At 72.2% G+C, this 21,083-nt stretch carries 20 protein-coding genes; 10 read left to right on the top strand and 10 right to left on the bottom strand.

Features of this window, described 5'->3' with window-relative positions; all coding sequences use genetic code 11:
- The first annotated feature begins 13 nt into the window (after positions 1–13).
- Positions 14–1,369: a metallopeptidase TldD-related protein gene (locus ACQEUU_RS23175; protein ID WP_433071947.1), complete on the top strand. Its 1,356-nt coding sequence runs from the start codon at positions 14–16 to the stop codon at positions 1,367–1,369.
- Here ACQEUU_RS23175 and ACQEUU_RS23180 read toward each other — a convergent pair.
- Entirely contained in the window at positions 1,353–2,354 is a 1,002-nt protein-coding gene (locus ACQEUU_RS23180; RefSeq protein ID WP_433069174.1) for a carcinine hydrolase/isopenicillin-N N-acyltransferase family protein, read from the bottom strand. The two genes, ACQEUU_RS23175 and ACQEUU_RS23180, sit on opposite strands and share 17 nt — an antisense overlap.
- Positions 2,355–2,488: 134 nt before the next feature.
- Between ACQEUU_RS23180 and ACQEUU_RS23185 the strand changes: the two genes are divergently transcribed.
- Complete coding sequence (locus ACQEUU_RS23185) at positions 2,489–3,322, top strand: DUF4037 domain-containing protein (protein WP_433069177.1); 834 nt, start codon at positions 2,489–2,491, stop codon at positions 3,320–3,322.
- A gap of 71 nt (positions 3,323–3,393) precedes the next feature.
- Here ACQEUU_RS23185 and ACQEUU_RS23190 read toward each other — a convergent pair whose 3' ends face one another.
- A complete protein-coding gene (locus ACQEUU_RS23190; protein ID WP_433069179.1) occupies positions 3,394–3,606 on the bottom strand; it encodes a dodecin in 213 nt (70 codons plus the stop codon).
- Between the two features lie 99 nt (positions 3,607–3,705).
- On the opposite strand from ACQEUU_RS23190, the gene ACQEUU_RS23195 reads away from it, so the two are divergent.
- The gene (locus ACQEUU_RS23195) at positions 3,706–4,020 is read left to right on the top strand and encodes a DUF3099 domain-containing protein (RefSeq protein WP_433069182.1); all 315 of its coding nucleotides are present in this window, start codon (positions 3,706–3,708) and stop codon (positions 4,018–4,020) included.
- 317 nt (positions 4,021–4,337) lie between these two features.
- On the opposite strand, the gene ACQEUU_RS23200 is transcribed toward ACQEUU_RS23195, so the two are convergent.
- From ACQEUU_RS23200 to ACQEUU_RS23220, 5 genes are all read right to left on the bottom strand, one after another.
- On the bottom strand, positions 4,338–4,589 hold the full coding sequence (locus ACQEUU_RS23200; protein WP_433069185.1) for a DUF6457 domain-containing protein: 252 nt from the start codon (positions 4,587–4,589) through the stop codon (positions 4,338–4,340).
- On the bottom strand, positions 4,586–5,344 hold the full coding sequence (gene mobA, locus ACQEUU_RS23205; RefSeq protein ID WP_433069188.1) for a molybdenum cofactor guanylyltransferase: 759 nt from the start codon (positions 5,342–5,344) through the stop codon (positions 4,586–4,588). Before mobA ends, ACQEUU_RS23200 begins: the two co-directional genes overlap by 4 nt.
- A gap of 123 nt (positions 5,345–5,467) precedes the next feature.
- Positions 5,468–6,529, bottom strand: a complete 1,062-nt coding sequence (locus tag ACQEUU_RS23210; protein ID WP_433069190.1) for a P1 family peptidase — start codon at positions 6,527–6,529, stop codon at positions 5,468–5,470.
- Complete coding sequence (gene moaA, locus ACQEUU_RS23215) at positions 6,529–7,518, bottom strand: GTP 3',8-cyclase MoaA (protein ID WP_433069193.1); 990 nt, start codon at positions 7,516–7,518, stop codon at positions 6,529–6,531. The genes ACQEUU_RS23210 and moaA overlap by 1 nt, the downstream gene beginning before the upstream one ends.
- A 90-nt stretch (positions 7,519–7,608) precedes the next feature.
- Positions 7,609–8,400, bottom strand: coding sequence for a phosphotransferase enzyme family protein (locus tag ACQEUU_RS23220; protein ID WP_433069195.1), 792 nt, complete (start codon positions 8,398–8,400; stop codon positions 7,609–7,611).
- A gap of 148 nt (positions 8,401–8,548) precedes the next feature.
- Here ACQEUU_RS23220 and ACQEUU_RS23225 point away from each other — a divergent pair, with 148 nt between their 5' ends.
- The 3 genes from ACQEUU_RS23225 to ACQEUU_RS23235 are packed head-to-tail and all read left to right on the top strand — an operon-like array spanning position 8,549 to position 12,402.
- Positions 8,549–10,666 (top strand): RtcB family protein, encoded by a 2,118-nt coding sequence (locus tag ACQEUU_RS23225; protein WP_433069198.1) that lies wholly within the window; start codon positions 8,549–8,551, stop codon positions 10,664–10,666.
- 14 nt (positions 10,667–10,680) lie between these two features.
- Complete coding sequence (gene aroQ / locus ACQEUU_RS23230; protein WP_433069199.1) at positions 10,681–11,136, top strand: type II 3-dehydroquinate dehydratase; 456 nt, start codon at positions 10,681–10,683, stop codon at positions 11,134–11,136.
- A gap of 39 nt (positions 11,137–11,175) precedes the next feature.
- Positions 11,176–12,402, top strand: coding sequence for a serine hydrolase domain-containing protein (locus ACQEUU_RS23235; RefSeq protein ID WP_433069202.1), 1,227 nt, complete (start codon positions 11,176–11,178; stop codon positions 12,400–12,402).
- On the opposite strand, the gene ACQEUU_RS23240 is transcribed toward ACQEUU_RS23235, so the two are convergent.
- From ACQEUU_RS23240 to ACQEUU_RS23250, 3 genes are all read right to left on the bottom strand, one after another.
- Positions 12,403–13,617 (bottom strand): IucA/IucC family C-terminal-domain containing protein, encoded by a 1,215-nt coding sequence (locus ACQEUU_RS23240; protein WP_433069206.1) that lies wholly within the window; start codon positions 13,615–13,617, stop codon positions 12,403–12,405.
- 51 nt (positions 13,618–13,668) lie between these two features.
- Positions 13,669–14,802, bottom strand: a complete 1,134-nt coding sequence (locus tag ACQEUU_RS23245) for an alanine racemase (protein ID WP_433069209.1) — start codon at positions 14,800–14,802, stop codon at positions 13,669–13,671.
- A gap of 168 nt (positions 14,803–14,970) precedes the next feature.
- On the bottom strand, positions 14,971–16,653 hold the full coding sequence (locus tag ACQEUU_RS23250; protein WP_433069212.1) for an endo-1,4-beta-xylanase: 1,683 nt from the start codon (positions 16,651–16,653) through the stop codon (positions 14,971–14,973).
- A 516-nt stretch (positions 16,654–17,169) separates the two neighbouring features.
- Between ACQEUU_RS23250 and ACQEUU_RS23255 the strand changes: the two genes are divergently transcribed.
- The 4 genes from ACQEUU_RS23255 to ACQEUU_RS23270 are packed head-to-tail and all read left to right on the top strand — an operon-like array spanning position 17,170 to position 21,080.
- Positions 17,170–18,249, top strand: a complete 1,080-nt coding sequence (locus ACQEUU_RS23255; protein WP_433069215.1) for an ABC transporter ATP-binding protein — start codon at positions 17,170–17,172, stop codon at positions 18,247–18,249.
- On the top strand, positions 18,242–19,336 hold the full coding sequence (locus ACQEUU_RS23260) for an ABC transporter ATP-binding protein (protein WP_433069217.1): 1,095 nt from the start codon (positions 18,242–18,244) through the stop codon (positions 19,334–19,336). The genes ACQEUU_RS23255 and ACQEUU_RS23260 overlap by 8 nt, the downstream gene beginning before the upstream one ends.
- Entirely contained in the window at positions 19,333–20,268 is a 936-nt protein-coding gene (locus ACQEUU_RS23265; RefSeq protein WP_433069220.1) for a carbohydrate ABC transporter permease, read from the top strand. The genes ACQEUU_RS23260 and ACQEUU_RS23265 overlap by 4 nt, the downstream gene beginning before the upstream one ends.
- On the top strand, positions 20,265–21,080 hold the full coding sequence (locus ACQEUU_RS23270) for a carbohydrate ABC transporter permease (RefSeq protein ID WP_270158258.1): 816 nt from the start codon (positions 20,265–20,267) through the stop codon (positions 21,078–21,080). Before ACQEUU_RS23265 ends, ACQEUU_RS23270 begins: the two co-directional genes overlap by 4 nt.
- The last annotated feature ends 3 nt before the right edge of the window (positions 21,081–21,083 follow it).

Consider the following 21,083-nt stretch of genomic DNA (forward strand, 5'->3'; position numbering starts at 1 on the left):
GACTCCCCAGGAGATGGTGGAACGGGCGCTCGCGCTCTCCGCGGCCGACGCCTGCGTGGTGCTGGCCGACGACCACTCGTCGGCCAACCTGCGGTTCGCGGGCAACACCCTGACCACCAACGGGGTGGCGCACTCCACCCGTCTCACCGTGATCTCGATGAGCGGGCGGGGGGTGGGCGTGGTGTCGCGCTCCGCCGTGCGCCCTGACCAGCTCGCCGACGTGGTGGCCGCCGCCGACGCGGCGGCCCGCGCCGCGCAGCCCGCCGAGGACGCCCGCGAGCTGGTGTCCGGGGTGCCCGCGAGCGCGTCCTGGGACGAGCCGGTGCCGCCCACCGGCATCGGGGTGTTCGAGGGCTTCGCGCCCGCGCTCGGCGAGGCGTTCTCGGCCGCCGAGTCGGGCGGCAGGAGGCTGTACGGGTTCGCCGAGCACACTCTCACCTCGACCTTCCTCGGCACGTCGACGGGCCTGCGGCTGCGCCACGACCAGCCGACCGGCCGGCTGCAGCTCAACGCCAAGTCCGCCGACCTGAAGCGCTCGGCGTGGGCCGGCGTGTCCACCCACGACTTCACCGACGTCGACGTGGCCGCCCTCGACGCCGGGCTGGCGCGGCGGCTCGACTGGGCCAAGACGCGGGTCGACCTGCCCGCGGGCCGCTACGAGACGCTGCTGCCGCCGGCGGCGGTGGCCGACCTCATGGTCTACCTGTTCTGGTCCGCGGGCGCCAGGGACGCCGTCGACGGCCGTTCGGTGTTCGCCAAGCCGGGCGGCGGCACCCGGGTGGGCGAGCGGCTCGCCTCGATGCCCGTGACGCTCTCCAGCGACCCGTCGGCTGACGGCGTCGCCTGCGCGCCGTTCGTGACGGCGCACGCCTCCAGCCGGCAGAGCTCGGTGTTCGACAACGGGCTGCCGCTGACGGCGACCGACTGGATCCGCGAGGGGCGGCTGGAGTCGCTGCTGCAGACCCGCTACTCGGCCGAGCTGAGCGGGCTGCCGGTCACGCCCGCCATCGACAACCTGATCATGCGGGGGCCCGGTGACGGCCGCTCGCTGGAGGAGATGATCGCCTCCACCCGCCACGGGCTGCTGGTGACCTGCCTGTGGTACATCCGCGAGGTCGACCCGCAGACGCTGCTGCTGACCGGGCTCACCCGCGACGGCGTCTATCTCGTCGAGCACGGCGAGGTGGTGGGCGAGGTGAACAACTTCCGGTTCAACGAGAGCCCGGTCGACCTGCTCGGCCGGCTCAGCGAGGTGGGCCGGTCGCAGCAGACGCTGCCGCGCGAGTGGAGCGACTACTTCACCCGCACCGTCATGCCCGCGGTACGGGTGCCGGACTTCAACATGTCGACGGTCAGCCAGGCGAGCTGATCGTCAGCTTGTGGACCCGGCTCCAGCGCTTCCCGGTGACCAGCCGGGCGGTGAGGTCGTCCAGGTCGTAGACGATCGACCAGCGGGTGTGCGCCTGCGCCACCCGGCGCAGCAGGTCGAGGGCGTCGGCGCCGGTGCCGATGCCCTTGGCCAGGGCGCTGTAGCGGGCGTCGGACAGCCGGTCGGCCGGTTCGGTGTCGGCCATGGTGATGTTGGTGAGGATCCGGTCGTCGATGACGTGCAGCCTGCCGCCGCCGTACTCGGCGACCACGGCCCGGCCGGTCCGGTCGGCGATCAGGTAGTGCACCTGCGGCCCGCCGGTGAACTCGACGTCGTAGCGGCGCATCAGCGCGATCGCCTCGTCCACGGTGGCGGCGCGGTCGAGCATCAGCCGGATGATGCGGGTGGTGCCCATCAGCGCGCGGCCCGGCGTCCTGGCGGGCAGCTCGGCGTCGGGCGTCTGGGCCAGGCCGACGGCCAGCCCCTTCTCGTTCATGCCGTCGAACGGCAGCAGCACGGCGTGGCCGAGCCTGCGCCGGTGCTGGGGGTCCTTCAGGTCCGGGCCGCCGCCGTCGAGCACGTACGAGACGTCGGAGACGGAGATCGAGGCGTACGCGCCGGGAGCGTCGCTGTGCACCACCATCGCCGCGTTCGGGTCCCAGTCGAAGTTGCGGGCGAACTCGGCGCCGTCGGCGGACTCCGGCCCTCTGGCGAACAGGGAGCACGCCCAGGCGCTGTCGGGGCGGGCGAGTTCCTCGTCGGTCAGCGGCGCCTCGGCGTCGTAGTCGCCGTGGTAGGTCATCGCGTACATCGGCAGGTCGTCGAGCCGGCGCAGGCTGCCCGCCGTCCGTTCGACCTGCTCCTGGGTCTGCCGTAACACCGGGCTCTCCCGTACGGAACGCGCCGGCTCCCGCTCCCCCGAGCACGCGGCCGCCGACACGAGGAGGAGCAGTGCCGACAGCACCTTCGTGGTCCGGCTGCGCATGACAGCAGTGTGCCGCCCGCCCGGTGATCTGTCACCCCCGGGCGAAACCGCGCGCCCCGTTCCCGGCGTGCGGCGCGCGGTGTGGACGTAGGATGACGCCGGTTGTGATCTTGAAGCGCGGGGGGAGGCGGGCGGTGGAGGCCATCGTGGCGGACATGGCGCGGCGGCTGGCGGAGGTGCCGGGCGTGGTGGGGGTGCTGCTCGGCGGGAGCAGGGCGCGCGGGGAGCACCGGCCGGACTCCGACTGGGACCTGGGCGTCTACTACCGGGAGCCGCTCGACGTGGAGGCGCTGGGCGAGCTCGCCGGGCCGGGGGTCGAGGTGGCCGGGCCCGGCGGGTGGGGGCCGTGGGTGAACGGCGGGGCGTGGCTGGAGGCCGGCGGCGCGGCGGTGGACTGGATCCTGCGCGACGTCGACCGTGTGCGGCGGGTGTGGGCGGACTGCCGGGAGGGCCGCTACGAGGTGGGCGTCCAGATGGGGCATCCGCTGGGGTTCTGGTCGCCGTGCTACGCGGGCGAGGTGGCGCTCGGCAGGATACTCGCCGACCCGCACGGGGAGCTGGCACGGCTGCGGGAGGAGACGGCGGTGTACCCGGAACGGCTGCGCGAGTCGCTCATGGCGGCGGCCTGGGAGGCCGGGTTCCTGGTGGAGGTGGCGGGCAAGGCGGTGGGCAGGGCGGACACGCTCTACATCTCCCTCTGCCTGTCGCGGGCGGTCGGCGTGCTGGTCCAGGCGCTGTTCGCGGCCGAGCGGCGGTGGTGCCTCAACGAGAAGGGCGCGCTGGCGGTCGCGGAGACGCTGCCGGCCGCCCCCGCCGGGTTCGGCCGGCGGGCCCGCGCGCTGCTGGGCGGCCTGGGCGAGACGCCCCGGTCGCTGGCGGCGGCGGTGGACGGGGCGCGGGAGCTGGTGGCCGAGACCCGGGAGGCGCTGGAGCGGCTGTCAGCCGGCCCGTCCGGGGCCCGATCCTGAGTCCCGGGCCCCGGTGCCCGGCCCGGGCGTCGAGGCCCACTCGGGTCCCCTGACCGACCGGTCGGGGACTCTCAGGCGTCTTCGAGACGGAAGCCGACCTTCATGCCGACCTGGAAGTGGGCCACCTCCCCCGCGTCGATCTGGCCGCGCACCTCCGTCACCTCGAACCAGTCGAGGTGGCGCAGGGTCTGCGAGGCCCGCCTGATGCCGTTGCGGATGGCCTCGTCGACACTCTCCGGGGAGGTGCCGACGATCTCGGTCACGCGGTACGTACGATCCGTCATCTCCAGATCCTCCTTACTCCAAGGCCATGGTCGCATGACCGGGGCCGCCCTTCCGGGGCGCTGTCGTCACCGGCCCGTCCGAGGTTTAACGTGGGGAGTATGAGGAGTTGGCGCAGGAAGCAGGCGGTCCACACGGTCACGGACGCCAGACCTTCGCTGAGCACGGACATCCGCCACCGCGAGCGCAGCTACCTCATCAAGATGGGCATCCGGACGATCTGCCTGATCCTGGCCGTGGTGGTGCCGCTGCCGTGGCCGTACAAGCTCCTGTTCATCGCCGGTGCGATCTTTTTGCCGTACATAGCGGTTATCGGGGCCAATGAGCGCGGCAAGGACGCCCCACCTCCCACCTTTCAGACCCCGGACGCTAACCAAAGCGAGATACCGCTGCATCGACGCGAGATCGGGTCGTGACTAACTCTTGACGCATCCCACGGGTTGTAGGTGTACGCTTTAGCCAGGCGCTCCGGTCCCCCGTCGGAGTGCTGGTGCCGGCGTTCCGGGCCCCCGTCGGAACGCCGATGAAGCGACGCCGGGTGGTTTGCCCCCGTAACCACCCGGCGTCGCCCTTTTCCCGGCAAAACTTTCGAATGCGGATGATCTATCTGCGGGCCGGCTTCGCCTTCGGGTAGGACCGCTTTCCCGAAATCGTTTACACCCCACCCGCCCCTGAATTCACAGCCAATCTTCAGGATCGGGCGGGGGTTTGACAGCGGGAGTTCGCCCCAGTCTCAGCCGTCGGTCAGCGTCCCGCTCTCGCCCCAGTTTCTGGCCAGCGCCGTCAACCGCTCCACCGCCTCCTCCGGCGCGGTCCCGGCGCCCTGCGCCAGCCCCAGCAGGTACGCGGTCAGCGGCGCGGCCGGCCGGGCCACCCCGTGCGCGACCTCCTTGGTCAGCTCCAGGATCTGGTCGCGGTCCACCCGGGCCGGGTCGACGCCCAGTTCCTCGCAGGCCAGCGCCGTCCACTCAGCCAGCACGTTCATTCCGAGCCTCCTTCAGCATGACGGGCCTCTCGCAGGTCGTCCCCAGTGTCACAGTCGAACCACGCCTCGCGCGGCAACGGCACCCGCCGGTCCACGAGCGGCTCCAGCAACCCGCGCAGCGACCGCCCCTCGTAGGCGTCCAGCGCCTCCCGCAGCCGGGCGACGTCCCAGACGCCCAGCAACCACTGCTCCCGGCCTTCGCCGTCCACGGCGACGACCCCCCGCGCCCTGCCCGTCGCCGCCCTCACCGCGAGACCGTCACCGGTTCCCCCTCGGACGGCGCCGCTGGTGTCCCGGTTCCCCTCGGGGGCGGCCGAGGATCCCGGCAGGAGAGCCGGGTCGCCCGTCCGGGCCAGGAGGGTGGTGAGGTGGGAGGAGGCGAGAAAAGGCAGGTCACCGGCCAGGAGGATCACCCAGGAAGCGGTGACCTCGGCCAGCCCGGCGCGAAGAGCCGGCACCGGTCCGGCCCCGGGCGGCTCCTCACGGACGAAGACGGCCCCGGGAATGTCCCTCGGAGGTCCCACGATGACAAGCCGCCCACCACCGTCGCCATCACGGCCGGTGCCGCCGGCGGCTCCCCGGCCGGTTCGCCGGACCGTCTCCGGGGCGATCTCGGCAAGGGCGGCGGGGAGAGCGGCGCGGGCGGCGGCGGCCACGCCGGCGGCCATGGGGATGCCGCCCACCTCCAGGCCCGGCTTGTCCACTCCGCCCAGCCGCTCCGCCCTGCCGCCCGCCAGGATCACCGTGTCGAACACGATTCCACCGTACGCACTCCTCGTTCCGTCACCGCGGGACGCCATGCTCGCGGTCGTGGCCGGATGCCCGTCGGCGCCTGAGGGCTGCCCGGCCGGGGCGGGGGTGCGGTCGTGGGCATGGTGTCACCGGCTCTCGTACGGGTGCTCGTCCGTGGCGCCGGCTCCCAGGAGGTCCAGCAGGCGCGAGGCGGGGAGCGCGTGGGCGGTGCGGCCCCGGAAGCCGACGGTGGTCTCGGCGGCCAGCAGCGAGTTCAGCACGGACTCCTCGACGGCGTCCAGAGTGGCGGAGAACAGCGGGTTCAGCGCGTGGTCGGGGATGGGGGCGACGCCGGTTCGGGTGGTGAAGGCGATGGCGTAGTCGCCGCTGCCGTGGCTGTAGTCGGCGCCCACGCGGCCGAGCGCGAACACGGCCCGCCTGGCCAGGCGGGTGAGGCGGCGGGCGTCCACGGGCGCGTCGGTGGCGACGACGATCATGCACGACCCGGCCTTCCGCTGGTCGCCCCCACCGGAGGGAGCCGAACGGGGAACGACTGGGCCGGGGAGGCCCAGGGACGTGGGGGTGATGGGGCGACCGTGGAGGCGGAGGGTGCCGCCGAAGTTGGCCTGGACGAGGGCGCCAAGGGTGACCTCGGCGCCCTCGACCCGCACCACGCGGGAGGCGGTGCCGATGCCGGCCTTGAAGCCGAGGGCCGTGGTGCCGGTGCCCGCGCCGACGCACCCTTCAGCGACCGGGCCGCCGGCGGCCGTGGCGACGGCCTCCAGGACGTGGGCTTCGGTGACGGGGCGGGCGCGGATGTCGGACAGGTGGCCGTCGTTGCACTCGCCGACCACCGGGTTGAAGGTCCGTACCCCGGCGTGGACGGGCTGGGCGAGCAGCCACGTCACCAGGGCGTCGGCGGCGCGGAACGCCGACAGGGTCGCGGTGAGCACGATGGGCGACTCGAGCGTGCCCAGTTCGGCGAGCTGGGTGGCGCCGACGAGCTTGCCGTGGCCGTTGCCGGTGAACAGCCCGGCGGGCAGCGGCGCGTGCGGGCCGATGCCGTCGGGCACGACGGCGGTGACGCCGGTGCGGACGCCGGGGTCGCGGACGAGGGTGACGTGCCCGACGCGCACGCCGGGCACGTCGGTGATCGCGTCGTGCGGGCCGCGGTCGCCGGGCGTGAGGCCCAGGTCGCGGGCCCGCACTAGCCGCCGATCGCCGACATGGGGCGGGCCGGCTGGAGGAAGGAGGGGTCGTCGATGCCGTGGCCGGCGCGCTTGCCCGCCACGGCGGCGACCCAGCGTTCGGCCAGTTCGTCGTCGCCGGCGCCGGCGCGCAGGGCGGACTTGAGGTCGGACTCCTCGCGGGCGAACAGGCAGTTGCGGATCTGCCCGTCGGCGGTGAGCCGTACGCGGTCGCAGGCGGCGCAGAACGGCCGGGTCACCGACCCGATCACGCCCACCCGGGCCGGCCCGCCGTCGACCAGGAACCGTTCGGCGGGCGCGCTGCCGCGCTCCTCCGCGTCGTCGGGGGTGAGGTCGAAGGAGCCGGACAGCAGCTCCAGGATCTCGTCGGCGGTGACCATGTCGTCGCGGCTCCAGCCGTGCTGCGCGTCGAGCGGCATCTGCTCGATGAAGCGCAGCTCGTAGCCCCGCTCCAGGCACCAGCGCAGCAGCGGCACCGCCTCGTGCCGGTTGACGTCGCGCATGAGCACGGCGTTGACCTTGACGGGGCGCAGCCCGGCGTGGTGTGCGGCGGCCAGGCCGTCGAGCACGTCGGGCAGCCGGTCGCGGTGGGCGAGCCGCTTGAACGTGTCGCGGTCGAGCGTGTCGAGCGAGACGTTGACCCGGTCCAGCCCGGCGGCGGCGAGCGCGCCGGCGGTGCGGGCCAGGCCGATGCCGTTGGTGGTGAGCGACACCTGCGGCCGGGGCCGCAGCGCGGTGGTGCGGGCGACGATGTCGGTGAGCTCACGGCGCAGCAGCGGTTCGCCGCCGGTGTAGCGGACCTCGGTGATGCCGAGCCGTTCGACGCCGATGGTGACGAGCCTGACGACCTCGTCGGCGGTGAGGAGCTGGGCGTTGGGCAGCCAGTCGAGCCCTTCCGGCGGCATGCAGTAGGAGCAGCGCAGATTGCATTTGTCCGTGAGGGACACCCGAAGATCGGTAGCCACTCGCCCGAACGAGTCACGCAGCATGGGCGTCACCTCCCGTGGTCGCGCCAATGGGCCCAAGGGCGCCAGAAGGACAGCCTACGTCTGCCTGATGCCCGCTCTCACAACGGCGTATCACCGTACGGCCTCCCGCAGGACGGGGGCGTGGCGGGCCACGTGCGCCGCGTCGGCGAGGTACAGCTCGGGGTGGCCGGCCGCGAGGTGGGCGGCGAAGGCGGCCTCACCGGCGGCCGCCTTCTCGCGGATCAGCCGCGCCAGGCCGCGCAGGCGCTCGCCCACCGCGTCCGTCAGGGCCGCGCGGCCGGCGACGGCCAGCCCGTAGGCGTCGCAGAACAGCCGCAGCCGCCGCGCCTGCTCGGGAACGGGCACGGTCTCCCCGTGGCCGGGCGCGGTGAGGGGCGCGAACCGGTAGGCCGCGTACGCCACGTCCCACAGCCGCGGCCCGGGATGGGCGGTGTCGAAGTCGATGAACGCGACGGGCAGCCCGTCGCGGAAGACGCAGTTGTACGGAGCGACGTCGCCGTGGCAGACGACCTCGGCGGGCTCGCGCGGCGGGAAGTACCAGGTGGCGTCGCGGGGCGGGGTGAAGCCGGCGGTCGCGTCGTGGTAGTCGCGCAGCAGGACGGCCACGGCGCGCAGGACGGCGTCGTTTCGCGCGTACGGGGCCGGGTCGTGGGCGACCTGGCCGGGGACGTAGTCGAGGATCTCGCGGCCCCGCTCGTCCAGGCCGTGGGCGCGGGGCGCGCCGGTGAAGCCGCGGTCGGCGAGGTGGCGCAGCAGCGCGTGCACGGCGGGCGTCCACGGCCCGGCGGGCCTGCGCACGGTGGCGCCGCGGCGGATCACCTGATTGACGCCGCCGCCTTCGAGGATCTCCTCGGTCACGCCGTCAGGCGGGTCAGGCCGCACAGGTCACACTCCACCTGGAGGGTCGTAATGGGGTGATCGTAACAAGCACACCGGCCCGTCCGATATGCCCCGTACGGCGTAAATGAGTGGGCTGGACCGGCGTTTCGCGGGCAGACTGGATCAAGGACGAGACAAGGAGTTCCCTGTCATGCCGTACCAGCCCGCTCCGAACCTGCTGTCGTGGGCCAGCGAGATCGACGACCAGACGATCGCGCAGGCGGCCCGCGCCGCCCGGATGCCGATCGTGTCCGGTCACGTCGCGCTGATGCCCGACGCGCACGTCGGCATCGGCGCCACGGTCGGTTCCGTGATCCCCACCGAGGGCGCGATCATCCCGGCCGCCGTCGGCGTCGACATCGGCTGCGGCATGGTCGCCACCGAGACCACGCTAACCGCCGCCGACCTGCCCGACACGCTCGACGCGCTGATGCCGCTGGTCGAGCGGCGGATTCCGGCCGGTGTCGGCAAGGGTCACGAGGACCCGTCGGTGGACCGGGCGCTCAGTGACCTCGGCCGTCCGCACACGAGCCTGACGGCGCAGCAGGAGACCAAGGTCGCCCGCCAGTTCGGCACCCTCGGCTCGGGCAACCACTTCGTCGAGGTCTGCCTGGACGAGCGCGACCGGGTGTGGACGGTGCTCCACTCGGGCTCGCGCGGCATCGGCAACCAGCTGGCGACCATGCACATCTCGGGCGCCAAGAAGCTGATGAGGCGCCAGGCGGTCGGCCTGGAGGACCCGGACCTGGCCTACCTGGCGCAGAGCACGCCGGAGTTCGACGCCTACATCGCGGACATGCTCTGGTCCCAGCGCTACGCGATGGCCTCGCGGGCCCGGATGGACAAGGTCCTGATCAACGCGCTGTTCCAGGTGGTCGGTACGGGCCAGAGGGTGCGGACCATCAACTGCTTCGCCGGCGAAACCAGAGTGATGACAGCCACCGGCCCGCGCCCCATCGCCGAACTGTCGGACGGCATCCATGAGCTGCTGACCACGGACGGCACATGGGTCAAAGCGCCGGTCCGTTCCTTCGGCCGGCAACGTCTCATGCGTGTACGGCTGTCTCGCAACGGGGTCGAGAAAATGATCTACGCGACCCCGGGACACCGTTGGCTGCTACGCACGCATTCCAGCGGCGGAACGCGCTACTGGGGAAAGCGTCCCAGTGAGGTCACCACGGCTGACCTGATCAAGGGCGACCGCCTCGCCTGGACCTTCACCAGGAAACCTTCGGACATGACCGTGGACCGCGCAGGGGCTGCCAGGGGCTTCGTCTTCGGCGACGGATCAGTCGTGTCCCGCAACACCTGCCGGGCGATTTTCTGCGGTGAGAAGGATCAAGCACTCCTTCACCTGTTCAAGGGGTTCGGCAATCCGCTGCGCACCTACGCCGCCATGAAAGTGATCACAGGATTGCCCGTGGCGTGGAAGACGACCACGCCTTCACCCGACATGCCGCCCTCCTATCTCTACGGATGGCTGGCGGGCTACTTCGCCGCTGACGGCGACGTGGGCACGACCGGCGGCCCGACTCTCGCTTCCGCCTCCCGGGAGAACCTTGAGTACGTCCGCATGCTGTGCGACCGCATCGGCATCGGCACGTACGGGATCCGGACACGCCTGCGGAACGGCTTCGGCGCGCAGCCGGCACCGCTGTACCTCTTGGGCATCATGCGGGGGGATCTCGACCCTGCGTTCTTCCTCATCCCTTCTCACCGGGCGCGATTCGAGGCGGGAACGAAAGCGATCGAGCGGAGGGGCTGGACCGTACGATCCGTCGAGGAGACGGATCGTGTCGAGGAGGTGTTCTGCGCCGTAGTGGACGACACCCACGCCTTCGCGCTGGAGGACAACATCCTTACCCGGAACTGTCACCACAACTTCACCCAGCTGGAGACCCACCACGGCAAGCGGCTCTGGATCACCAGGAAAGGCGCGATCAAGGCGGACACCGGCGACGAGGGCGTCATCCCCGGCTCGATGGGCGCGCGGTCGTACGTCGTGCGCGGGCGCGGCAACCCCGAGTCCTACCACTCGTGCGCGCACGGGGCGGGACGGCGGATGTCGCGCACGAAGGCCAAGCGGGAGCTGTCGGCGACGTCGCTCAGGGCGGCGATGAGCGGCCGCACCTGGAACGCCGACCGCGCCGCCGCGCTGGTCGACGAGCACCCGGAGGCCTACAAGCCGATCGACCGGGTGATGGCCGACCAGGAGGACCTGGTGACGGTCCAGCACACGCTGCGGCAGGTGTTCAACTACAAGGGCTGAGTACGATCAGTCGGATGACATCCGTCTACGTGTTCAACGGCCCGAACCTCAACCTGCTCGGCGTCCGCAGGCCCGAGGTGTACGGGACCACGACCCTGTCCGACGTCGAGACCCTGTGCCGGGAGGAGGCCGAGGCGCTGGGCCTGGAGCTGGTCTTCGGCCAGTCCAACCACGAGGGCCAGCTCATCGACTGGATCCAGGAGGCGGGCGCCGAGGTGAAGGCGGGCCGGGCCATCGGCGCGGTGCTGAACCCCGGCGCCTACACCCACACCTCGGTCGCGTTGCACGACGCGATCGAGGGCGTGGAGCTCCCGGTGATCGAGGTGCACATCTCGAACGTGCACCGCCGCGAGCCGTTCCGGCACCACTCCTACGTCTCGCCCGTGGCCAGCGGGATCGTGATGGGGTTCGGGGTGTACGGGTACGTGCTCGCGATCAGAGGGCTGCACGGGGAGGCGCGCCAGGTCTAGAATTCGGTTCTAAATTTCCGGGCTGTCCGAGGAGGCGCGGTGGGCGAGCTGACGGTGACCTGCGATCCGGAGGACGTCGGCCTCGACTCCGCCCGGCTCCGGCGGATCGACGCCCATTTCGCCCCGTACGCGGACGACGGGCGGCTGCCCGGCTGGCTGGTGCTGGTGAGCCGGCGCGGCGAGATCGCCCACCTGTCCGCGTACGGGTCGCGCGACGTCGCGTCGGGCGCGCCGGTGGAGACCGACACGCTGTTCCGGATCTACTCGATGACCAAGCCGATCACCTCGGTCGCGGTGATGACGCTGTACGAGGAGGGGCTGCTGCAGCTGACCGACCCGGTCAGCCGCTACCTCCCGGCGTTCGCCGGCCTGCGCGTCTACGAGAAGGGGCCCGCCTTCTCCCCCGTCACGCGGCCGGCGGCCGAGCCGGTGCGGGTGTGGCACCTGCTCACCCACACCGCGGGCCTGGTGTACGGGTTCCAGCGCGTGAGCGTCGTGGACGAGCTCTACCGGCGGGCCGGGTTCGACCGCGGCGCGCCGCGCGGGATGAGCCTGGCCGAGGCGGTCGACCGGTGGGCGGAGCTGCCGCTGGCGTTCGAGCCGGGCACGCGGTGGAACTACTCGGTGGCCACCGACGTGCTCGGCCGGCTGGCCGAGGTGGTGTCGGGCCGGCCGCTGGACGCGTTCCTGCGCGAGCGGGTCCTCGGCCCGCTGGGCATGCACGACACCGGGTTCTGGATCGACGAGGAGCGGGCGGGGCGGATGGCCTCGCTCTACTCCGCGGACCACCGCCGCAGGGCCGTGCCCATGGACACGCGGGGCGCGGAGCTGCGGCGGCCGTCGTTCCTGTCGGGCGGCGGCGGGCTGATCTCGACGGCGGGCGACTACCACCGGTTCACGCGGATGCTGCTGCGCGGCGGCGAACTCGACGGGGTGCGGCTGCTGGGGCCGCGCACGGTCGCCTACATGACCCGCAACCACCTGCCGGGCGGGGCGGACCTGGAGGACTTCGGGCAGCCGGGGTTCGCCGAGGTGCCGTACGCGGGGAGCGGGTTCGGGCTCGGGTTCGCGGTGGTGCGGGACGCCGTCCGGCACCGGACGGTGACCTCGGAGGGCGAGTTCGGCTGGGGCGGGGCGGCCGGCACCACCTTCTGGGTGGACCCGGCGGAGGAGCTGACGGTCGTCTTCATGACCCAGCTCCTCCCGTCGGACACCCATCCGATCAGGAGCAGGCTGCGGCAGCTGGTGTACCAGGCGCTGCTCTAGCTACCGCCAGGCCGGGGGCTCGCCGGTGTCGACGAGGTCCCAGCGGCCGTCGTCGTGCAGCCGGTCCTCGTAGTAGTGGACGGTGGGCGGCAGGCCGACCTCCGGACCGGCGGCGAACGCCTCCCGCGCGGCCCGGCGCAGACGCCCCGGGTCCACGCCGAGGCTGTCGGCGGCGACGGCGGCGAGGCGGTCGAGGGCGTGATGGCCCATGAAGCTGTCGTAGGTGAGGCTGAGGACGCGCTCGCGCGGCTGCCGGACGTCGCGGGAGATGACGTTGACCGGGGGCAGGTCGCGGGTCAGGCCGCGCGCGGCCCGGATGGCGGGGTCGACGTAGACGCCGCAGTCGCGGTAGAGGATCGCCGTACGGCGGCCGTCGGCGTCGAAGGCGAACAGGGTGTTCTGGCCGTGCGGCTCGGGCACGCAGCCCGTGGCGGAGACGGCGTGCAGCCAGAGGCGCACCATGGGGGCGACGACCCGGCCGGCCAGCCAGTCGGCGGGGTCCTCGCCGCTCCGGGCCGCGAGCCGCGCCATCAGCGGCGGGTCGCCGGCCTCGCGCACGTCCTGCCCGTAGAGCGCGAACAGCGGCACGGTGAACCGCGGCGTCGCCGCTCCCCCGGCGCCGGTGCGGGTCTCGCGGATGAGGAAGCCCCAGGACTCGTCCGGGTCGGAGCCCAGGACCCCGGCGGCGACCTCCGGCAGGACCGGCACCCCGGCCGCCGACAGTTCCTCGGCCACCCAGAGCTGCAGCGAGATGATCGGCCGCCGCAGCCGCCGGGTGAAGCGCGACAGCCGCCGGGGGTAGTGCAGCTTGACGAAGTGAGGCTCCACCGGCTGGCCGCCGATCCGTTCCACGAACACGGTGCGGGCGTTCGCCGAGGGCACCACGGTCAGGTCGGGCCCGCGCTCGGTGAGCGCGTCCAGGTCCGGCAGGCCGGGGAAGGCGAGCGTCTCCGGATGCACGGGCAGCAGGAACCCGCCGCCGCCCAGGTAGTGCTTGACCGTCGCGGACTCCAGCGCGTTGCGCAGGAAGGCCCCCCGTCCGGGCGGCACCCTGAAGGTCGGCACCGCGAAGCTGGGGAGGCCGAGCTGCGGATGGTACGGCTCGGAGATCTCCAGGTCCTGCGAGAAGCGGCTGTAGGCGCGGGTGCCCGCGCCGAGGTAGCGCTCGGCGTACTGCCACACCCGCAGCGGGTCCTGCCGGTCGTCAAGGATCATTCGTGTCCGTTTCTCGTCGGAGAGCCGGTTGATACCCCCCGGCCCGCGGTCTCAGTCGAGGTAGGAGAACCGCGGCCGGGGGTGCATGAGGAAGTCGTGGTGGGACAGGTTCCAGGCGTACGCGCCGGCCAGCTCGAACACCACCAGGTCGCCCGGCCGCAGCCCGGTCACCGGCACGTCTCGGGCGAGCACGTCCCTGGGCGTGCAGAGCTGGCCGACCAGGGTGGCCGGGCCTGAAAGCGAGGGGCCTGAAAGCGTCCGGGGCACGACCGTGAAGGGCTGGTCATGACCGCGGGCGACGGGGGTGCGCAGGTGGTGGGTGCCGCCCCGCAGGACGGCGTAGCCGCGGCCGTGGTTGCGCTTGACGTCGAGCACGTCGGTGACGTACCAGCCGTGGTAGGCGGTGAGCGAGCGGCCCGGCTCGATCCGCAGCCGCGCCCCGGTCGCGGGCAGCGCGGCGGCGTACGCCCGCCAGTCGAACACCTGGTCCGGAGCCCGGTAGTCGACGCCCATGCCGCCGCCGAGGTCCAGCTCGGGGTGGTCGAGGCCGGGCAGGTGGGCGCCGAGCCAGGGCAGCGCCCAGTCCGTCACCCTGCGAGCCAGGCCGGCCAGGGCGGCGGCGTCGTGCTGGGCCCAGGTGAGGTGGGTGTGCAGGCCGCGCACCCGGATGTGCGGGGCGCCGGCCAGCAGCGGCAGGCAGGCGGCCAGGCCGTCCTCGTCCATGCCGAACGGGCTCGCGGCGGCCTGCCGGGTGTCCTCGCCCGGCAGCTCCGGGTTGGCGCGCAGCAGCACGTCGGCCGGGACGTCCCTGGCGATCAGCCGGGCCAGCTCGCCGGGGCTCTCCAGGTGCAGCCGGTGCACGGGCGGGGCCAGGGCGAGGTCCAGCTCGGCGTCGGTCTTGCCGGGGCCGCTGAAGGCGACCGGCCGGCCGGGGACGGCCTCGCGCACGTGGGCCAGCTCGCCGCCGGAGGCGACCTCGAACCCGTCCACGTACGGGTCGAGGGCGCGCAGGATCTCGGCGGCCGGGTTGGCCTTGACGGCGTAGTAGAGCTCCGCCGTCCCGGCCGTGGCCGCGCGCACGCGGGCGGCGTGCGCGCGCAGGGCCGGCAGGTCGTACACGTAGGCGGGCAGCTCCCCCGCAGCGGCCAGCCGCAGCGCCTCCGCCCGCACGGGCTCCGTCACCATCGGCTCCCCCTCTCTCCCGTACGCGAACGGTACGGGAGAGAGATCACCGCCTGACCGCCGGGGGGCGGGACGCGGCGGCGGGGTGCGGCCCTGAGGCCGCACCCCGCCGGAGGGGTCAGGGGCGGGCGGGGAGGCCGGAAGGGCTCCTCACGTCCGCTCCCTGCCCGTTCACGGGGACGCGCAGGTGTAGCCGGAGACCGTCTGCGTGTTGCCGTTGGGCCGGCTGACCTGGAAGCCGAACGAGGTGCTGCCGTTCGGGCCGAGGTTGCCGTTGTAGCTCACGTTCCTGGCCGTGACGGTCTGGCCGCTGGTGGTCAGAGCGGCGTTCCAGGAACCGGTGATGCTGTGCCCGGCGGGCAGGGTGAAGGTGACGGTCCAGCCGTTGATGGCCGACGAGCCGCTGTTGGTGACGGTGACGGGCTGGATGACGTAGCCGTTGTTCCACTGGGTCTGCACGGTGCCCGCGGCGGTGCAGGGACCGGTCGGGCCGCCGCCCTCGCTGGTGGTGAAGGTGACCGCGGCGGAGGGGGTGGACAGGTTGCCGGCGCCGTCGCGCGCGCGCACGTACACCTGGTACTGGGTGGAGGGCGACAGGCCGGTCAGGTTGATCGAGTTGGTGGACGACTGGCCGAGCTGCGGGTCGGTGGTGCCCTGCTCGCGGTAGACGTTGTAGCCGGCCAGGCCGCTGCCGCCGGAGTCGGTGGAGGCCGTCCAGGTCAGCGTGGCCGACGTGGCGGTGACGTTGGAGGCGGCCGGGGTGCCCGGGGTGGTGGGCGGCGTGGTGTCGTCCGTACCGCCGCCTTCGGCGAGCGCGTCGTGCACGGCGGTGTAGGCCGGCTTCTGCTGGTAGTTCTCGTCGTAGATGAGCGCGGCGCCCTCGCCGGGGAACGTGTCGGGCACCCACGAGTGCCTGTCGGTGAAGCCCCAGATGGTGACGCCGGCGCAGGCGCTCACCGCCATGCAGGCCCGGACCACGTCACGGTAGTAGGTGGCCTGGGTGGCGTCCTTGCTGGAGTTGCGCGGCGTCTGCATGCGGATGTCCACCTCGGTGATGCGGACCTGGACGCCGAGGGCGGCGAAGCGCTCCAGGTTCTGCTGGAAGGAGGTGGGGAAGCCGTACTGGATCGCCAGGTGGCTCTGGAAGCCGACGCAGTCGACGGGCACGTTCTGCTGGCGGAGCGACTGCACCAGGTTGTACATGGCGGTGCTCTTGGAGTTGATGCCCTCGACGTTGTAGTCGTTGATGCACAGCCGGGCGTTGGGGTCGGCGGCGCGGGCGGCGCGGAAGGCGTCGGCGATGAAGCTCAGGCCGAGCGTGTTGTACCAGAACGACGAGCGCATGTTGCCGTTGTCGTCGAAGACCTCGTTCACCACGTCCCAGGAGACGACGGCGGGGTTGTCGGCGTAGCGGCCGACGACCTGGCTGATGTGGGTCTGCATCGCCTGGCGCATGGCGGTGGCGTTCAGGCCCTGCACCCAGCCCGGGGTCTGGTTGTGCCAGACGAGGGTGTGGCCGTGCACCTGCTGGTTGTTCTGGGTGGCGAAGTTGACGATGGTGTCGGCGCCGGAGAAGTTGAACTGGCCCTGGTTGGGCTGGATGGAGTCCCACTTCATCACGTTCTCGGCGGTGATCTGGTTGAATTCGGTCGCCGCGATGTTCCGGTACTGGGTCTCGTTGGACAGCGGCCCGGTGGCGAGCGCGGTGCCGATGAACTTGCCTCGCGCGGCGGCGTGCTGACGCAGCGGCGCCGAGGCGTCTGCTTGACCGACCGGCAGGAAGAACACGGCGAGCAGCCCGAGCAGGGCCGCCACCGCGAACGTCCTGGGCCGGGTGCCGGGTCTGAGGAGCATTGACGAAAGCACGAGCACCTACCTCCGGAAGGGCGGCAATCTGGTCCCGAAATTTTCGGCGTCATCGGGATCCCTGCGGGGACGGTAGGGACAGGTGGCAGACAGGGTCAATGCCCGGGCCGGGCCCGCGCCGTTAGGGCAGGTGGCGGCCTGAAATTATCGGCTTTTCCGTGAAACTTTCATGGCGAGCACCGCGTCCCTTCCGGGCGGCGCGGCCGTGAGCCGCGCCGCCCTCGCCAGCTGCCTGGGGGGAAGGTGACAGGGAGCCAGGCAGTGGACGGCGGGGAGCTCCGCCTTCCATCGGGTAAGCGGATCACCCTGAGGCTTACTACCCCTCGTAATCACGAAGTAACTCTCAGTAAAGATTCCGGTGGAGGATTCCAGCGCCGCGCCGGATAAATCCCTCTTCACACCGCAAGATCCGGCCTTTGCATGGGGTTGTGGATCATATTAACTGGAAGAGCAAAGTCGCTGATCGTCGCGACCCCTGATCTGTTCCGGGAAGGACCGGGCACAGTGACGCTGGTCATCGAAGGCGTGAGCGTACGCCGGCGCGGGGAGGTCTGGCTCGACGACATCCACCTGGAGTCGTCCGGCGGCCTGACGACGCTCCTCGGGCCGATGACCGCGGGGAAGACCACGCTGATGCGGGTGGTGGCCGGGCTGCTGCCCCCGGACGCCGGGCGGGTGGTGGTCGATGGCCGGGACGTCACGCGCGTGTCGGTGCGCAGGCGGTCGGTGGCCTTCGTCTACCAGCAGTTCATCAACTACCCGTCGCTGACCGTCTACGAGAACGTCGCCTCCCCGCTCCGCCTGGCCGCGGACTTCCCCAGAGGCGAGGTGGACAGGCGGGTGCGCGAGGTGGCCGAGCTGATGGGCATCGGCGGGTTGCTCGACCGCCGCCCCGGCGAGCTGTCGGGCGGCCAGCAGCAGCGCACCGCCATCGCCAGGGCGCTGGCCCGCCCGGTGGACGTGCTGCTGCTCGACGAGCCGCTCGCCAACCTGGACTTCAAGCTGCGCGAGCAGTTGCGCGCCGACCTCAAGCGGATGTTCAGGGACTCCCCCGGCGTGGTGCTGTACGCGACCGCGGACCCGAACGAGGCGCTGTCGTTCGCCGCGCCGACGGTGGTGCTGGGCGGAGGCGGGATCCGGCACCGGGGCGACCCGGCGCGCGCGTACGCCGAGCCGCCGACGCTGGAGGTGGCGGCGACGCTCAGCGACCCGCCCCTGAACCTGCTGCCGGGCGTGGTGCGCGACGGCCGGATCGCGTGCCTGGGCGCCTCGTTCCCGGCGCCGGGGCCGCTGGAGCCCGGCCGGGCGGTGGTGGTTGCGGTCCGGCCGCACCAGGTGGGGCTCGGCCGGGCCGGCCCCGGCCTGCTGGAGTTCCCGGCGGAGATCAGGCTGGCGGAGATGACCGGCGGCGCCACGTTCGTGCACCTGCTGCTGGAGGGAGGCACGCACCTGGTGGCGCATCTGCCGGGCACGCATCCGTACCAGCCGGGAGAGCCGGCGGTGGCGGTCGTGGACCCGGTGCGGGTGTTCGTGTTCGGCGAGGACGGCGCGCGGCTGCCGGCGGGGGTCGGGGCGCATGGCTGAGATCCGCCTGGAGGACGTGGCGCACAGTTACGACGGCGGCCGCACGTGGGCGCTGAGGCCGATGACGTGGACCTGGCGCACGGGCCGGGCGTACGCGCTGCTCGGGCCGAGCGGGTGCGGCAAGACGACGCTGCTGAACATCGTCTCCGGGCTGCTGACGCCCACCCGGGGGCGGGTCTGGTTCGACGACCGGGAGGTGACGGCGGTGCCGCCCGCCGGGCGGAACATCGCGCAGGTCTTCCAGTTCCCGGTCCTGTACGAGCAGATGTCGGTCTACGACAACCTGGCCTTTCCCCTGCGCAACCGCGGCTACCCACGCCAGGAGGTGGACCGGCGGGTGCGCAGGGTGGCGGGCCTGCTCGGGCTGGACGAGCACCTGCGGCGCCGGTCGCGGCGGCTGGACCCGGGCCGCCAGCAGATCGTCGCGCTGGGGCGCGGCCTGGTCCGGCCCGAGGTGGCGGCGGTGCTGCTGGACGAGCCGCTGACGGTGGTGGACCCGGCCATGAAGTGGACGCTGCGCAGCAAGCTCAAGGAGATCCACCGCGACACCGGGCACACGCTGGTCTACGTGACCCACGACCAGACGGAGGCGCTGACGTTCGCCGACGAGGTGGTGGTGCTCAACGAGGGTGAGATCGTGCAGGCCGGCGAGCCGGGCGAGCTGTTCCTGTCGCCCGCGCACGAGTTCGTCGGCCACTTCATCGGCTCGCCCGGGATGAACGTGCTCGACGGGGCGGTGGTCAACGGGCTGGTGTGGGTGGGCGAGTCCGCCGTCGGGCGGGCGTCCGGCGGCCTGCCCGCGGGGCCTGTGCGGATCGGGGTGCGGCCGGAGTTCGTGCGGATCACCGGCGAGGAGGCGCCGCCCGGCCTCGCCGCCCGGGTGACCGAGATCGACCGGATGGGCGCGTACGACCTGGTGCACGCCCGGGTGAACGGGCACACGCTGGTCGCCAGGACGGAGGCGGCGTCCGCGCACGAGCCGGGCGCCACGGCGTTCCTGCGCTTCGCGGAGGGCCGGGCGTTCCTGTTCAGGGACGCGGTCCGGTGCGGGGTGGTCGAGCCGCTGACGGGGAGGGCCGAGCCGTGAGCGTCGCCGCCGATCCCCCGCCCCGGCAGGCGGGACCGCCCGGCCGGGAGCGCTCCGAGAGCCGGCCGGAGACCCGGCGGCGCACCAACCGGGCCTGGCTCCTGGTGCTGCCGGTGGTGGTGTCGGTGGCGTTCACCGCGGTCATCCCGCTGATGACGGTGGTGAACTACTCGGTGCAGGACATCTTCAGCCCGAACGACCGGATCTTCGTCGGTCTGGAGTGGTTCCGGTCGGTGGCGCGCGACCCGGAGGTGCGGGCCGCGTTCGTGCGCACGCTGCTGTTCTCGGCGCAGGTGCTGCTGCTGGAGATCCCGCTGGGCGTGGCGGTGGCGGTGGTGATGCCGCGCCGCGGCCTCGGCGCACCGGCCGCGCTGGTGCTGGTGGCGCTGCCGCTGCTCATCCCGTGGAACGTGGTGGGCACGATCTGGCAGATCTTCGCCCGGCCGGACATCGGGCTCGGCGGCTGGACCGTCAACAACGTGCTCGGGCTCGACTACAACTACACGCTGGACGCCGGCGACGCGTGGATCACCGTGCTCGTCATGGACGTGTGGCACTGGACTCCGCTGGTGGCTCTGCTGGCCTACGCCGGCCTGCGGTCCATCCCCGGCCCGTACTTCCAGGCGGCGCAGATCGACGGCGCGTCGGCGTGGGCGACGTTCCGGCACATCCAGCTGCCCCGGCTGCGCGGGGTGCTGACGATCGCGATCCTGCTGCGGTTCATGGACAGCTTCATGATCTACACCGAGCCGTTCGTGGTGACCGGCGGCGGGCCGGGCAACGCGACCTCGTTCCTCAGCATCCTGCTGTCGAAGATCGCGGTCGGCCAGTTCGACCTGGGGCCGGCGGGGGCGTTCTCGCTGCTGTACTTCCTGGCCGTGCAGATCGTCTGCTACGTCTTCTTCACCGTGCTGACCAGGACCGGGAGGTGAGCGCGGTGCGGCGGCTGCCCTGGGCGCGGACGGTGTTCTGGCTGTACGGGATCACGCTGATGCTGCCGCTGCTCTGGATGTTCGGCATGTCGATCCGCCCGAACCAGGACATCCTCGGCAGCTTCCAGCTCATCCCCCAGCGGGTGACGTTCGACAACTACGTCACGTTCTTCACCGACTCGGTGTGGTACTCCAGCTACCTCAACTCGATCGTCTACACGTCCATGAACGCGGTCATGTCGCTGGTCATCGCGCTGCCGGCCGCGTACGCGTTCTCCCGGTTCCGGTTCGCCGGGGACAAGCACCTGTTCTTCTGGCTGCTGACGAACCGGATGGCGCCGCCCGCGGTGTTCCTGCTGCCGTTCTTCCAGATCTACCAGGCGGTCGGGCTGTTCGACACGCACCTGGGCGTGGCCGTCGCGCACATGCTGTTCAACGTGCCGCTCGCGGTGTGGATCCTGGAGGGCTTCATGTCCGGGATCCCGCGCGAGATCGACGAGACGGCCGCCATCGACGGCTACTCGCTCCCCCGGTTCTTCGTCAGGATCTTCCTGCCGATGATCCGGTCGGCGATCGGCGTCACGCTGTTCTTCTGCTTCATGTTCAGCTGGGTCGAGCTGCTCATCGCGCGCACGATCACCTCGGTGAACGCCAAGCCGATCGCCGCCACCATGACCCGCACGGTGAGCGCGGCGGGCGTCGACTGGGGGCTGCTCGCGGCGGCCGGGGTGCTCACGATCGTGCCGGGCGCGATCGTGATCTGGTTCGTCCGCAACTACATCGCCAAGGGCTTCAGTTTGGGGAGGGTGTAGCCG

Source organism: Nonomuraea sp. CA-218870 (assembly GCF_050936535.1).
GTDB classification, from domain to species: Bacteria; Actinomycetota; Actinomycetes; order Streptosporangiales; family Streptosporangiaceae; genus Nonomuraea; species Nonomuraea corallina.